Annotated in this window: 12 protein-coding genes; 2 read left to right on the forward strand and 10 right to left on the reverse strand. The window is 58.2% G+C overall.

Annotation, left to right across the window (positions count from 1 at the left end; translation table 11 throughout):
- Nucleotides 1–14 precede the first annotated feature (14 nt).
- Nucleotides 15–1,403 (reverse strand): aspartate kinase, encoded by a 1,389-nt coding sequence (locus tag ACESSC_RS08630; RefSeq protein ID WP_373162492.1) that lies wholly within the window; start codon nucleotides 1,401–1,403, stop codon nucleotides 15–17.
- Nucleotides 1,404–1,506: 103 nt separating this feature from the next.
- Here ACESSC_RS08630 and thrC point away from each other — a divergent pair, with 103 nt between their 5' ends.
- Together thrC and thrB are read left to right on the forward strand one after the other, a co-directional pair.
- Nucleotides 1,507–3,024, forward strand: coding sequence for a threonine synthase (gene thrC, locus ACESSC_RS08635; RefSeq protein WP_373162494.1), 1,518 nt, complete (start codon nucleotides 1,507–1,509; stop codon nucleotides 3,022–3,024).
- Nucleotides 3,025–3,225: 201 nt separating this feature from the next.
- Complete coding sequence (thrB, locus tag ACESSC_RS08640) at nucleotides 3,226–4,107, forward strand: homoserine kinase (protein WP_373162496.1); 882 nt, start codon at nucleotides 3,226–3,228, stop codon at nucleotides 4,105–4,107.
- Between the two features lie 236 nt (nucleotides 4,108–4,343).
- On the opposite strand, the gene yihA is transcribed toward thrB, so the two are convergent.
- From yihA to ACESSC_RS08680, 9 genes are all read right to left on the reverse strand, one after another.
- On the reverse strand, nucleotides 4,344–4,934 hold the full coding sequence (gene yihA, locus ACESSC_RS08645) for a ribosome biogenesis GTP-binding protein YihA/YsxC (protein ID WP_055252447.1): 591 nt from the start codon (nucleotides 4,932–4,934) through the stop codon (nucleotides 4,344–4,346).
- Between the two features lie 38 nt (nucleotides 4,935–4,972).
- Nucleotides 4,973–5,713 carry a 5'-methylthioadenosine/S-adenosylhomocysteine nucleosidase gene (gene mtnN / locus ACESSC_RS08650; protein WP_117637019.1) on the reverse strand — a complete coding sequence of 247 codons (741 nt, stop codon included), beginning with the start codon at nucleotides 5,711–5,713 and terminating at the stop codon, nucleotides 4,973–4,975.
- A gap of 78 nt (nucleotides 5,714–5,791) precedes the next feature.
- Entirely contained in the window at nucleotides 5,792–5,980 is a 189-nt protein-coding gene (locus ACESSC_RS09800) for a hypothetical protein (protein ID WP_118266613.1), read from the reverse strand.
- 31 nt (nucleotides 5,981–6,011) lie between these two features.
- Nucleotides 6,012–6,830, reverse strand: coding sequence for a pyruvate formate-lyase-activating protein (gene pflA / locus ACESSC_RS08655; RefSeq protein ID WP_373162498.1), 819 nt, complete (start codon nucleotides 6,828–6,830; stop codon nucleotides 6,012–6,014).
- Between the two features lie 186 nt (nucleotides 6,831–7,016).
- Nucleotides 7,017–7,871, reverse strand: a complete 855-nt coding sequence (locus ACESSC_RS08660) for a DegV family protein (RefSeq protein WP_373162500.1) — start codon at nucleotides 7,869–7,871, stop codon at nucleotides 7,017–7,019.
- Between the two features lie 266 nt (nucleotides 7,872–8,137).
- Nucleotides 8,138–9,580, reverse strand: coding sequence for a glycoside hydrolase family 32 protein (locus ACESSC_RS08665; RefSeq protein WP_373162502.1), 1,443 nt, complete (start codon nucleotides 9,578–9,580; stop codon nucleotides 8,138–8,140).
- A 99-nt stretch (nucleotides 9,581–9,679) separates the two neighbouring features.
- Nucleotides 9,680–11,131: a PTS transporter subunit EIIC gene (locus tag ACESSC_RS08670; protein ID WP_117818102.1), complete on the reverse strand. Its 1,452-nt coding sequence runs from the start codon at nucleotides 11,129–11,131 to the stop codon at nucleotides 9,680–9,682.
- 45 nt (nucleotides 11,132–11,176) lie between these two features.
- Entirely contained in the window at nucleotides 11,177–12,559 is a 1,383-nt protein-coding gene (locus ACESSC_RS08675; RefSeq protein ID WP_373162504.1) for a family 43 glycosylhydrolase, read from the reverse strand.
- 185 nt (nucleotides 12,560–12,744) lie between these two features.
- Nucleotides 12,745–13,755, reverse strand: a complete 1,011-nt coding sequence (locus tag ACESSC_RS08680; RefSeq protein ID WP_373162506.1) for a LacI family DNA-binding transcriptional regulator — start codon at nucleotides 13,753–13,755, stop codon at nucleotides 12,745–12,747.
- Nucleotides 13,756–14,010 lie beyond the last annotated feature (255 nt).

Below are 14,010 nucleotides of genomic sequence, written 5' to 3' on the forward strand. Positions count from 1 at the left end.
TACTGGGATAGCAGCTACTTGTAGAGCGCGGCCGGAGCGGGATCGACCGGCGCGGGAGCCTCAAGGTCGGAGACCTTCACAATGCCATTCTCGTCGGAGAAGGCGCGGTAAATGGTCCGAATCGCCAGGTCGAAGTCCTTCTCCTCGACGCCGATAATGATGTTGATCTCGTCGCAGCTCTGCGAAATCATGCGCACGCTCACGCCGGCCTGGCCGAGCATGCCAAACAGGTGGCCGGAAATACCGGCGCGGCCGCGCAGGTTGCGGCCGACGGTCGCGATGAGCGCCAGGCCCTCAACAACCTCGATCTCGAGCGGCTCGACCTCCTGCTGAATGTCGCCCACGAGCGAGTACAGCGAATCACGCACATCCTGCTCCTGCACCACGGCGCCAAAGCGATCGACGCCGGTGGGCATATGCTCAACGGAAACGTCATAGCGCTCGAAGACCGAAAGCGCACGGCGCATAAAGCCGACGCGCGGCTTGGTACGGTCGCGGGCAACGTTGATGGCGACAAAGCCGCGCTTACCGGTCACGCCGGTAATGATGGGCTCTGCCTCACCCTCGTCAGCCGTCTCGCTAATGATGGTGCCGGGGTCCTGCGGCGCATTGGTGTTCTTGATGACCAGCGGAATGCCTGCCTCGCGCACAGGGAACACGGCCTCCTCGTGCAGGACGCTTGCACCCATGTACGAAAGTTCGCGCAGCTCCTCGTAGGTAACGCGCGCAATGGGCTGAGCCTCGGGAACAATACGCGGGTCGGCGGAATAGAAGCCCGAGACGTCGGTCCAGTTCTCGTACAGGTCGGCGCCCAGGCACTTGGCCAGGATCGAGCCGGAAATATCGCCGCCGCCGCGGTCGAGCAGCTTGATTTGGCCCTCACGCGTCGCGCCGTAGAAACCGGGCATGACAAAGCCGCCCTGCTGACCGTACTCCTGCACCAGCTCGGAGGTACGATTCATGCTGAGCGTACCGTCATGATGGAACGCCACGACCGTCGCGGCGTCCAGGAACGGCAGGCCCAGGTACTCGGCCATCAGGCGGGCGGTGAAGTACTCGCCGCGGCTCACGAGCTCCTCGGTGGAGTAGCCGCCCGAGCGGGCGCGCTCGGCAAAGGCCGCGAACTCCTCGCGGATGGGATAGGTGAGCTCCAGCTCGTCAGCGATATCAAAATAGCGCTGGCCGATGTCCTCGAGCAGCTCCTCGCACGACACGTGGTACTTAACGTGCGCGTTAACCAGGTAGAGCAGGTCGGTCACCTTGGTGTCGCCCTTAAAGCGACGACCGCAGGCAGAAACCACCACAAAACGGCGGGCCGGATCGGCATCGACGATGGCCTTGATCTTCTTAAAGTGTTCGGCGTCGGCGACCGACGAGCCGCCAAACTTGGCAATCTTAATCATGGGCTGGAGGTTACCTTTCTAAAAGCCTCTGCAAACCTGTTTTGCGCGCTCTGATACCATGGTTTCACCGATTGGGACCAAGGCATCCGAGGAGCAGTGTTATATGGGAACTTATCATAGTACACGAGGACGCACTTTATCGTGCTCAAGTAAGGTGGCAATCCGTACCGGCATCGCTCCCGACGGGGGTTTGTTTGTCTCGGACGAGCTCGGCACCCAGCAGGTCGATATCAGCTCGCTTGCAGATAAATCGTACTTTGAAATCGCTCAAGATGTGTTGGGAATATTACTGAATGATTACACGACCGAAGAAATTTCGGCCTGTGTGAATGAGGCATACCGCGGCACGTTCGCGAGCGAAGAGGTCACGCCGCTCGTCAAACTCGACGCCGCACCGGGCGCTGACGTCCCTCAAACCTATGTGATGGAGCTCTTTGGCGGCCCCACAAGCGCCTTCAAGGACGTCGCCCTGCAGATGCTCCCCCGTCTGATGGCCCGCACTTCCGCCAAGGACGGCGGCGCCGAGCGCATCATGATCGTCACCGCCACGTCGGGCGACACGGGCAAGGCAGCACTCGCCGGCTTTGCCGACGCCCCGGGCACGGGCATCACCGTCTTTTATCCCGAAGGCAAAGTCAGCCGCGTGCAGAATCTGCAGATGTCCACGCAGGAGGGCGATAACGTCGCCGTCTGCGGCATCCGCGGCAACTTCGACGATGCCCAGAGTGCCGTCAAGCGCATCTTTGCCGATAAGGAGCTTGCCGAGCGCCTGGAAGCCGCCGGCACTGTGCTTTCGAGTGCCAACTCCATCAACGTCGGCCGCCTGGTGCCGCAGGTTGTCTACTACTTTGCCGCCTATGCGCAACTGCTGCGCGCCGGCGCTATCGAGGCTGGCGACGCCGTAGAGTTCTGTGTGCCCACCGGCAACTTTGGCGATATCTTGGCCGGCTACTACGCCAAGTGCATGGGTCTGCCCGTCGCCAAGCTCGTCGTGGCGAGCGACAAGAACAACGTGCTTGCCGACTTCCTGACCACCGGCGTTTACGACCGTAACCGCCCGTTCTTCACGACCATCTCGCCGTCGATGGACATCCTTATTAGCTCCAACCTGGAGCGCATGCTCTACTTCTTGTCCGACGGCGACTGCGAGCTCGTTGCCGGCCTTATGGAGCAGCTGGCACAGACTGGTCGCTACGAAGTTCCCGCCGACCTGCTGGCAAAGATTCAGAGCATCTTTGGCTGCGGCTGGGCCAGCGAGGCCGAGGTTCGCACTGCCATCAAGAGCTGCTGGGACGCAAACGGCTACGTGATTGACCCGCACACCGCCTGCGGCTATCACGTCTTTGAAAAAGTCACCCCCGCCGAGGGCGCCAAGGCCCGCGTGCTGCTTTCGACCGCCAGCCCCTACAAGTTCCCGCGCGCCTGCTGCGACGCTCTGGGCCTCGACGTGCCCGAGGACGACTTTGAGGCTATGCGTGTGCTCGAGCAGGCCACCAACACGGTCGCCCCGACCCAGCTCGCCGAGCTCGAGTCCAAGCCCGTCCGCTTCGAAGACGTCTGCGACGTCGATGAGATGGCAAGCTACGTCGAGTCTGCAGCAAAACGAATGAGCACCAACTAAACCCCTTATTAAGCGCCGGCGAAAGCCGGCGCACCTTCTTTTATCAGAAACCCACCGGGATGATGACGAACTGACATGCGGGTCTGCCTGTTTAGTTCGTCGCGAGTTCCGCACGAGCCGGAAAGCACTTAATGTGCTTTCCGAGCGAGCCAGGACTGCCCGAGCAGCGAACTAAACAGGCAGACCGCCCAGGAGATTCCCATGATCAAGATCACCGTCCCCGCCACCAGCGCAAACCTAGGCATCGGCTACGACACCCTCGGCATGGCCGTCAGCCTCTACTCGCACTTCACCTTTGAGCGCGCCGACAAGCTCACCATCACGGGCTGCCCCGAGGAGTTCCAAAACGAGAACAACCTGGTCTACGTGAGCTTTGTCGATGCACTGGCTGCATGGGACGAGCCGGCTTTTCCCGTTGCCATCGACATTCAAACCGATGTGCCCGTCGCTCGCGGCCTGGGCTCCAGCTCCACCTGCGTCGTCGCCGGCATCATGGCGGCCGCCGCGCTGACGGGCCACACCGTCGACCGTGCCGAGCTCGTCCGCATTGCCACCGAGGTCGAGGGCCATCCCGATAACGTCGCCCCTGCCATCCTGGGCGGTGCCGTTTGCTCCTTTACGCCGACTGATTCGCTCCCCCAGTGTCTGCGCTACGAGGCGAGCGATCGCTTGCGTTTTATTACCGTGATTCCGCCCTACGAGGTGCATACGAGTGAGGCGCGCAAGGTCGTGCCGCAGGAGATTCCACTCTCCACCGCCGTATGGCAAATGGGCCGCATCGCCGGCATGACGCGCGGCCTGGAGACCGGCGACCTTGACCTGATTGCCGCCGCCAACGACGACCGCATCCAGGAGCCCTATCGCCGCCGCCTGATTCCCGATTACAACGCCGTGCGCGACACCTGCCTTAACGGCGGCGCCAAGACCATCTGGATCAGCGGTTCGGGCTCGACCCTCATGGCTGTGACCGACGACACCATCGTAGCAAAGTTCCTGCAGGTCAAGCTGCGTGAGCAGTTCCCCAAGTGCGATACGCATATTCTGACGTGCGACACGGAAGGCGCCCAGATCGAATACCTGTAGTCGCCGTCCCGTATACCCGCCGGGGAGGCCAGGGGCTTTGCCCCCAAATCGTCCTCGGACATGGCAGGACCCCCGCTGCGCACTTCGTGCGGCGGGGGTCCTGCCGTCCTGCGGAAAGATTTGGGGGCAAAGCCCCTGGTCTCCCCTACGTTAACTTCGTTGGCGGCGGCTACAGGGACCTACGCTCCGGAAAGTCGCCGGGCTGATGTTCTGCATTTTATTGATAGGAGCACTTATTAAAGGCAAGCCTCGGCGATGCGGCGCTTGAGTTCATCGATGCCGGTGCCGGTCTGGGAGCTTGTGATGATTACGTTTTCGGCCGGGACGTTGAGCTGCTTTTTGATGGCTGCTGCCTGGCGGGCCTGCTGGGTGCGGCTGAGCTTGTCGGCTTTGGTGAGGCAGACGATAAAGTTGAACTCGTTGCCCTGTAGGTAGTCGATCATGTCGTGGTCGAGCTTGCTCGGGTCGTGACGAATGTCCACCAGCGAGACGACCAAGTTAAAGCTGCGCTCGGAGTCGAAGAAGTCGCCGATAAGTTCTGCCCAGCGGTCGCGCTCGGCCTTAGAACGACGGGCGAAACCATAGCCCGGCAGGTCGACGAAGTGCACGTCGTCGGCCTCGAAGAAATTGATGTTGCTTGTCTTGCCCGGCGTACTCGAAACCTTGACCAGGTTCTTGCGGCCAAAGAGCTTGTTCATAATCGACGACTTGCCCACATTGGAGCGGCCCACAAAGCTCACCTCGGGGCAGGTGGACTCGGGAATCTGCGAAACCTTGCCGTAGCTGGCGACGAACTTGGCAAGCTGGTAGTTAATGGAATCGGCCATGGACACTCCTTGGTCGTAGGTTCTTACAAAAGAGCGCGCTATTGCGCAGCGGCAATGCGGCGGACGATATCGAGCGTGATGTCACTTGCGACACGCGCATACTCGAACAGATCGAACTCTCGATCGCAAATTGCATCGTACGCCTCGTCACAATTATCGCTGATAGCGCGCAACACCAGGCAATCGACACCATTTTTGGTTGCGACATGGGCAATTGCCGCGCCCTCCATGCCGACACAATCGGCATGCGTCGCCTCGATAGCGTCGTTGCGCATGGCGGCGCCCGTCACAAAGCGGTTACCCGTGGCAATCGTGCCGACCAGGAACTGCTTGGTGCCCTCGTTCGAAGCGACTGCATTTGTCGAAGCGTCAACGAACCCACGCTCAGCAAGCACGTCGACGGCAATATCGACCAGCGCGGGCGTCGAACCAAACTCCTCAAGCCCCGGTGCAGACTCGGCGATAAGCGCGGTATCGGTATCCAGATAGCGCAGGCGTTTGCCAATGACCACGTCGTCGATATGGAGCTTGGGGTTCAAACCGCCCGCAATGCCCGAAAACACAACAGCCTGCGGAGCATACTTACTAATGAGGTGCTGCGTTGCAGCGGCGGCGTTCACTGTGCCCATGCCCGCCGTTGTGGCGACAACTGTCAGGCCGTCGAGCTCGCCGCTCACGACGGTCAAGCCTGCCTCCCGCGCCTCGCAAACGTCACTCAGCTCTTCCTTAATCTGCATGATCTCTTTTTCGAGCGCACCTATAATCGCGATGGTAGCCATACCATTCCCCAAACCTATACGAAATTCTCAACCAAGGTATGGTACCAGCATTTTGTTTGACCTCGCCAAACGAACACGCTAAGCCAGCGCAGCTCGCGTATCAAACAGAGCCTTTGCAATCGCAGCCGTAACCTCGCTCGAGTGGTCGCTCCACGACATCAATGTCATGATACTCATAACATAGCTATGGCCGTCGACTTCGATCAGTCCGGCATCGCATGTCGAATAGTAACCATCCTCGCTAATCCAGCCCGCCTTGTTGCGCATCTTAAAGGGTAGTCAATTTGGGACGGGCTTGTTAGCCGATGGCCGACCTGAGCTCCGCACGGCGCTTTTTCATACCCGTCATGACGGCGTTGCGCAGCTCGGGCATGCGCGCGGTATCCATCTGAGGCACGCCCTCAAGCTTATAGGGAATCCCCAGCTGCTCGTACTTGACGACACCCATCGTGTGATACGGCAGCATCTCCAGGCCCACCACGTTATGCCACGGGGCAATCAGGCGGCCGAGCGCCTCACACTCCTCCACCGTGTCGGTAATGCCCGGCACCACCACGTGGCGGATAACGACTTTAATCTTGCGACGCGCGAGTTCATCACCAAACGCCAGAATGCGTGCGGGGTCGCAACCGGTCAGCTTTTTATGCTCAACCGGATCGGCATGCTTGATGTCGAGCAGCACCATATCAGTCTCGTTGAGCACAGCATCGAACTTCTCCGGATGCTTGGGATCAAACGCATAGCCACAGCTGTCTAGGCAGGTGTGTACGCGGCCATCGGGGTTGTTGTGCATCACGCGGAACAGGTCGGCCAAAAACTCGGGCTGCAGGAGCGGTTCGCCGCCCGAAACGGTAATGCCGCCGCTACGGTAGAACTCATGGTTGCTCTGGAACTCGTCCATGAGATGCTCGACGGTCACCATCGTGCCGCCGTTAACAGACCAGGTATCGGGATTGTGGCAATACGCGCAGCGCATGGGACAGCCCTGAACAAACACCACAAAGCGGATGCCGGGTCCGTCGACCGTTCCCATCGTCTCGATCGAATGCACGCGACCCAGGGCATACGCAGAGTCCTCGGGATGAGCATCCACACCCTCAAGCGTCATCTCAGCCATTCCCGCAACCTTGCCTCTCTTTGGTTTTTTTCAATTAAAATGCCAGAGCCATTCTAGCCCATACGCCTGATGGCGAAACGGTTTAGCGGTCAATTTGATCGTCCTATTTGACTCCACGCAAAAGCGGCGGGAAGGTCGTCACAACCCGCTCGCCGCCAAGCAATAGAAATCGATAGACGCCAGGCCTTACGCCTTAAGCGTAAGCACCGCGCCAAAGGCGGTCGGGCCGCAGTGGCTCGAGATGACGCCGCCGACCTGAGTCCAGGTAACGTCCTTAAAGCCCAGGTCGTGCGCATAGACTTCCATATCGTCGCGCAGCTCCTCGGAAAGGCCCACTGAATACGCCAAACCAATATGCGAGTAATCAATATCGCCCTTCGCAACCATGTGGTCAATAAAGGCACGGGCGCATTTGAGCATAGAGCCGCGGAGCTTCTTGGTCGCCACGAATTTGCCACCCGTTACCTCAATGCAGGGCTTAATCTTGAGCAGATGGGCGCCCAGGAACGCGACGTTGGACAAGCGACCACCCGCCTTAAGGAAGGCAAGGTCCGTAGGAACAAAGCCCAGCAGCACGCGGTCCATCACCGAATTGGTAAAGGCGAAAATCTCGTCGACGGTGGCATCCGGATGGGCTTCGATATACTTGGCGGTCTCAACGGCGACAAGCGACTGGCCCACCGACACAAAGCGCGTATCCATGGAGAAGACGTAATCGCGGCCCTTTGCCGCAATCTTCGACGACTGATGCGAGCAGGTCGTAACCTCGGAATACGCAAGATGCAGAATGGTCGCATCGGGCTGCTCGGCGTGGATGCGATCGTACACATGTGCAAAATCCGCCGGCGCGCAGCCACTCGTCTTGGGCATCACGCCAAACTCGTTGCAACGTGAATAAATCTCGAGCGGGTCGATCGATCCGTCTTCGACGGTCTCGTCGCCAATCGTGACATGCATGGGCACGCGCACGATGCCATAGCGCTCGCAGAGCTCCGGCGTCACATCCGAACCAGATTCAACCACGATTACGTACTTGCCCATTCTTATCACGACCCATCTCGACGTTGGTTATTTATTACGCGCGCACGCCCGTCGCCCAATTGAACAACGACTCCCAAGCACCAGAGAGACGCCGCCCTTCGCCACAACAAAGGACAGCGTCTCCCTGAAATACTCCGTGCTTGCATGAGATTCTACACGGTTTGGTAATGAGTGTTACTTACTCCGCAAACGGTAGCTATATGCGATAAACGGTAGCCACCAAGAAAGCCTGTGTATCCAAAACGCCATGGTCACTCACAATGCGGCTAGCGAGCCAGACGGTAAAACTCCATCGAGGCGTCGCCCTCGGCGCGCAACTGCATCGCCGGCGCCGCAGACGAATAGGTGCGGCTCGTAAGCGCAACCTCGCCGTCGTTGACAAATACCTCGAGCATCGTGGCATCCGAAAGGACTCGCAGGCAGTAAAGCTCGTCGAGCTCAACCGACCTCTTGTCGCGTCCATAGCCCTCATCGCCCATATCAAGTGTGAGCATTCCGTTGGCAAAGCACACGACAACGCCCTCACGAACTTCCAGCTCAATGGACTTCGTCCCCCGGCACGACACGACGGCATCAAACAGTCGACCAGGAGAGCCGACGGTCTCTCCGGCGGTCACCGAAACACGCTCCTTGCGCAGTTGCTCAACCTCGCGCGCGGGCCACTGACAGAGCTTACCGTCGCGCATATTCAGCACCCTCGGCACGGTAAGCGCGCACTGCCATCCGCGTTCCACCGTCGGGTTTTGAGCCGTTGCATCGGGGCAGCCGGCCCAACCGATCATAATCCGTCGACCGTCGGCATCTGCAAATGATTGAGGGGCATAGAAGTCAAAACCCGCATCGACCATCGGGGGCATACCCTGCCCGGCGATTTTAAAGCTAGGCGCCTCCCAATCGGCCTCAATACGAAACCACACGCACTGATGCGGGTTTTGGTAACGCCAACCATCGGCGGGCACGCCCTGCGGACAGCAAACGAGAATAAGCTCGCCATCAAGCTCAAACAGATCGGGGCACTCCCACATAAAACCGAACTTCTCGCCGAGCTCAATACGCGTCGCATATTTCCAGCACTCAAGATCGTGCGAGGTATAGACGAGCACGCAACCGCGGTCGTCTTTCGTACGAGCACCAAGAACCATATAGTAGATACCGTCGTGCTCCAGGATCTTGGGGTCGCGCACGTGCGTACTAATATCGTCGGGGTAATCGACCGGACCAACAGCTATGTGCTTCTCCCCCAATTTATCGGGGTTCTCGGTAACCATGTGAATCTGATTTTGGTCGCGCCCTGTCAGCACATAGTCATAATCATCGCGGTCAAAATGCTTGACGTTACCGGTATAGAAGTAGTGAATCTTGCCATCGTGCATAAATGCAGACCCCGAATACGCACCGCTCGAGTCTAGATCTGAATCGGGGAATAGCGCGGGACCGCGGTTCTCGTACGCCACAAAGTCCTTCGTCGTCAGATGATTCCACAGCACCGGTCCGCCGTGCGCGGCATCAAACGGATCGTATTGGTGATAGATGTGGTATGTATCACCAACCTGCACCAAACCGTTGGGATCATTGAGCCAGCCAAGCTCGGGCTCCGCATGGAACAGAAGTCTATCGGAGTCAGCCGCGATGCGAGCCGCAGTCTCATCCTGCCCGGCACGCCACAGCTCGTAGTCCGAGCGCGTCACCCTATGTTTTTGATCGAACATTCAATCGTCCTTCTTGTAGAGGAGAAGGACGCCCGGCCCATGCGAGCCAAACGCCCTTCTCCAACAGGTCGACCCGTACATTACCTTGACGGATCTGGATTAGAAGCTGACATCAAAGCCGGCGCCTGCACCCTCTTCATCGGTGGTCGGAACGCCCTTTGCCTTGTTGTAGGCAAAGATCAGGATGATCGGGACGAAGAAAGCGATCAGATTGCCAGCCACATACCACACGAGGGTCTCGGGCGTGACGATGAGCAGGCCAAGTACGCCGGTCAGACCCTGGCCGATAGCGCGCACCTCAAAGAGCTTCACGAAGGCACCGCCGCAGCCTGCACCGATGCAAGCGCAGATGAACGGAATGATCGAGTAGCGCATGTTTGCAGCAAAGATAGCGGGCTCGGAGATTCCGACCAGCGTCGGGATAAAGGACGACATGCAGATGTTGCGCTCTTTGGAATGCTTCTTGTGAATGAGATACATGCCGATGGCGCCGCCGCCCTGGGCGATGATGGAAACGGACCAGATGGCCTGGATGTAGTTGAAGCCGGTCGTGGCAACGAGATTAGCCTCGATACCCTGAATGAACTGGTGCGTACCGGTAACGACGAGCGGCTGCAGGAACGCGGCAAAGACGAAGGCACCAAAGACGCCCATCCTGTTGTACAGGACATCGATTACGCCGGCAAGGACGTCGCCAATCAGGTTGCCGAGCGGGCCGAACACGGTGAACAGGGCGACGTTGGCAAGAATCAGGGTAACGGTCGGGACAAAGACGAACGAGACGACCTCGGGGATGTACTTCTGGGCAATCTTCTCGACCTTGGCCATGAACCAGGCGGTCAGGATTGCGGGGAACACGCCGCCCTGGAAAGCAACCATGGGAATGGAGAGCGGACCAAAGTTCCAATACTCAGCACCCGTCGGGTCCATAACGAACGCGTTGCGGTTCATAAGGCTCGGATGAACCATGACGATACCGACGAGGATGCCCAGGATCGGGTTACCGCCAAAACGCTTGACCGCGCTGTACATCACCAGGACAGGCAGGTAGTCGAACGTGGTGGCGATAATGGCAAAGAAGCTTGCGAGGTTCTTGAGGAACTCGCTGTGGTCGGCAAGGCTGCCCTCCATGCCAAAGAGGCCGTTGGCAACGATCAGCGACTTAAGGCCGATGATGATAGCAGCGCCGACGAAAGCGGGAATGATGGGGATAAAGATGTCCGAGAATACCTTGAGGACCGAGAAGAACTTGCCCTTCTTGTCCGCCTCGGCGCCCTTGACCTCGGAAGCACTGATCTCCTTAACGCCCGTCAGAGCCATAAACTCATCATAGACCTTGTTTACGGTACCGGTACCGAAGATGATCATGAGCTGGCCGCTGTTGTACAGCACGCCCTTGACGCCATCGATGTTCTCGAGCTCGGCCTTGTTGTACTTGCTCGTATCCTTGAGCACCAGACGCAGACGCGTAACGCAATGCGTGGCACCCTCGATGTTATCCAGACCGCCGACGTTATCGACGACTTGCTGAGACACTACTTTGTAGTCCATGTTCCTCTCCATTCCCTTACGAAATCATAAGACGTTTTGTGGCCATTACAGAGATGCGATCGTTGCATTTGCGCACTTGACCGTACCGTCGGTGACCGTCAGCGCCACACCCTGGCCCTGCTTATTGCAGAAGCGAGCGTTAAGCGCAACATCATCGACAAAGATGGTCGCGATATCGTCGTCAACGACCAGGCGCACATGATGAGTGCCCTCGCCCTTAAAGAACAACGGACGCTCGAGGCCCATGTTGTTGACCTGGAACCACGGATACTGGGGGGCCGCCGCAAACTCGAGCTTGCCCTCACGCAGGTTGGCGCGGAACTCATAGGCAAGACCAGACTCGGCGTCCTCGGCGAGCTTCACCGAGAAGCCGGCAGCGTCACCGGCGAGCTCGATGTCTGCGTCGAGCATATAGGTGGAACCGGCATCCGCAGCGAGCACCTGCTCGACCTTGCCCGACTCGCAGGAAAGCTCAAAGGCCTCGACTGCCTTAGCCTCGCCAAAGGCGCCAAGCATGCTGTCGGGGAGTTTGGTGCCAAGCGTTCCGTCGGCACGCTGAACGATCTCGAGGGGCATAAAGGTGCCACCCCACAGGTAAGAGCTGGGGTTGCCGCCCTCGTCACGCGTAGGAACCCAACCAAAGAGAACGCGGCGCTCGCCATCAAATGCGGTACGTGCGGCATAGTACGCGCGGCCATCGAAGGAATCGTCCGCAGGAGTAATCCAGGGACCGTTGATAGAGCGAGACATGCGGTAACGGGTCTTGTTGCCATCACTGTACTCAGAGAACACCAGATACCACCAGTCGCCCATCTTAAAGAGATCAGGCATCTCAAACATGGTGTACAGGCCCGGATTCCACCAGTCGCCCTGGAACTCCCAGGTATCCAGGTCCTTGGAGGTGAACTTGACCAGACGACCGGTCATCAGACGCTTGTCCTCGCCCACACGCGTGCCGAGGATGAGCATGTACTCTTCGTTCTCCTCATCCCAAAGCACAAAGGGATCGCGCCAGTTGCGGTCATCGTAACCCTCCTGGGGCGGAAGCAGCGTCTCGGCGATGTTCTTCTCCCACTTGACTGCGTCGTCACTCGTTGCGTGAAGAAGAACCTGCTTCATCAAACGTGCGCGGACCTTATCGCGATTGCAACCAGTGTAGAGCGCATGGTACTTGTCGCCCACCTTAAACACCGTGCCGGCATAAACGTACTGGTCGACCTCCTCGTCGCCGCCACGCTCAAGGCTCTCGCCAAAGTCCTTGTAGTTGACGAAATCCTTGGTCGTCGCGAGTGCCCAGCCAAACGGCTCTCCGAAAGGTTCGGGGTTACGCGTGTCACGCTGATGATAGAGATAGAACGTGCCGTCCTCGCCGTACGGCATGATGTCGCCTACCCAAATTCCCTCAGGCTGGTAATACACCTTATGCATCCGAGACTTCCTTTCCGTCGAGATACTAACTCGGTACATCTGCAAGATATGTCAATCGTTTTCATATGTCAAACGTTTTCATATCCATACGTCTTTTCGCAGTTCCAGTCGTCGGCAAACGGTTGACATATGCCGGCGAACGGTTATCGGTGGCGTTTGATGGATTCTTTTTGGCACGGGGCGAATTACGCGGTTTTGCCCTCGATAAGTTCGACGGGAAGCTTGGTATTCGATTCGGGCTTTTCACCGTTAACAAGAGCGATAATAGATTGGGCCGCGAGCTTTCCTATGCGATCGATATCTTGACGTACGGTTGTTAAGTCAGGCATAAACGTCATGGTGCGGCGGGCACCATCCGCGCCCACGACCTTAATATCGTCCGGAGCACTCAAGCCGCGCTGCTTCATCATGTTGAGGCAGATGGCCGCCATCGTGTCGTCTCCCGCAAAGATGCCGTCAATATCGGGGTTCTCATCGAGGATCTTCGCGACGACCGCGCCCTTTTCGTCGTCGGGCTTAACGAACTCGACCTCACGGACAAGCGCAGACAAACCGGCCTGCTCAACAACATCGAGGTAGGCATCGGTACGCTTATTGGCAGGCATGCGCATGCGGCTATTGCTGCGCAGGCACAGGATACGCCTGCAGCCGTCATCAATCAGACGGCGCGTGGCGAGCTCGCCGATGCCATAGCTGTCACTTGCAATCTGGACAGAGCCCTCGCCAAGATCGCAGTCGATGCCAACCAGGCTCAAGCCCATCTCGGCATATGCCTCGGCACCGATATTGAGGGAGTTGACGATTACGCCGTCGACCATATTGCGGCGGAGCATGTCAATATAGGAACGCTCAAGATCGGGTCGATTGGCGCTGTTGCACAGCAACATCTTAAAGCCGTTTTCCGCCAACGTGCGCTCGACCGCCTGCACAACCTGAGCATGGAACGGGCTGCTCACAAAGGGAACGATCATGCCGATAAGGTTCAGGCGACCGTTAAGCATGGCACGGGCGATATCGTTGGGCGTGTAATTGATGCGCTCCATCGCCGCATGGACTTTATCGCGGGTTTCCTGACTAATGTAGCCGCGATTATTAAGCACGCGAGATACCGTAGTAGGCGAAACCCCCGCCACCGCTGCAACTTCCTTGATGCCAGGCTTAGCAGAATCCTTAGAACGAGCGCCCTCGCGAGCCATAGCACCCTCCCCTCATCAACATGTCATACGTTTACATACGAACAAAGCATACCCCAACAACAGTGGGAAGACGGTAACAGTACAAGTAAGTAAACGACTCATCCAAATAATTAGGAGAGTTCCGCCTAAAGGGTGACTACACAGGACCCCCGCCGGGGCTGTTTGGGTTACCTCCCAAAACATTCCGCACTGATATTTTCTGTGTTGAAGACGTTGATGATGCACCCGTATACCATTGACGTCGACACCATCAGA

Origin of the sequence: Collinsella aerofaciens, assembly GCF_964243765.1 — a bacterium.
In the GTDB taxonomy this organism is placed as follows: Bacteria; Actinomycetota; Coriobacteriia; order Coriobacteriales; family Coriobacteriaceae; genus Collinsella; species Collinsella aerofaciens_BU.

Bases quoted from the DNA above. Each gene is read 5' to 3' on its own strand.
- ACESSC_RS08630 (WP_373162492.1), bottom strand. From the start codon at position 1,403: ATGATTAAGATTGCCAAGTTTGGCGGCTCGTCGGTCGCCGACGCCGAA.
- thrC (WP_373162494.1), top strand. From the start codon at position 1,507: ATGGGAACTTATCATAGTACACGAGGACGCACTTTATCGTGCTCAAGT.
- thrB (WP_373162496.1), top strand. From the start codon at position 3,226: ATGATCAAGATCACCGTCCCCGCCACCAGCGCAAACCTAGGCATCGGC.
- yihA (WP_055252447.1), bottom strand. From the start codon at position 4,934: ATGGCCGATTCCATTAACTACCAGCTTGCCAAGTTCGTCGCCAGCTAC.
- mtnN (WP_117637019.1), bottom strand. From the start codon at position 5,713: ATGGCTACCATCGCGATTATAGGTGCGCTCGAAAAAGAGATCATGCAG.
- ACESSC_RS09800 (WP_118266613.1), bottom strand. From the start codon at position 5,980: ATGCGCAACAAGGCGGGCTGGATTAGCGAGGATGGTTACTATTCGACA.
- pflA (WP_373162498.1), bottom strand. From the start codon at position 6,830: ATGGCTGAGATGACGCTTGAGGGTGTGGATGCTCATCCCGAGGACTCT.
- ACESSC_RS08660 (WP_373162500.1), bottom strand. From the start codon at position 7,871: ATGGGCAAGTACGTAATCGTGGTTGAATCTGGTTCGGATGTGACGCCG.
- ACESSC_RS08665 (WP_373162502.1), bottom strand. From the start codon at position 9,580: ATGTTCGATCAAAAACATAGGGTGACGCGCTCGGACTACGAGCTGTGG.
- ACESSC_RS08670 (WP_117818102.1), bottom strand. From the start codon at position 11,131: ATGGACTACAAAGTAGTGTCTCAGCAAGTCGTCGATAACGTCGGCGGT.
- ACESSC_RS08675 (WP_373162504.1), bottom strand. From the start codon at position 12,559: ATGCATAAGGTGTATTACCAGCCTGAGGGAATTTGGGTAGGCGACATC.
- ACESSC_RS08680 (WP_373162506.1), bottom strand. From the start codon at position 13,755: ATGGCTCGCGAGGGCGCTCGTTCTAAGGATTCTGCTAAGCCTGGCATC.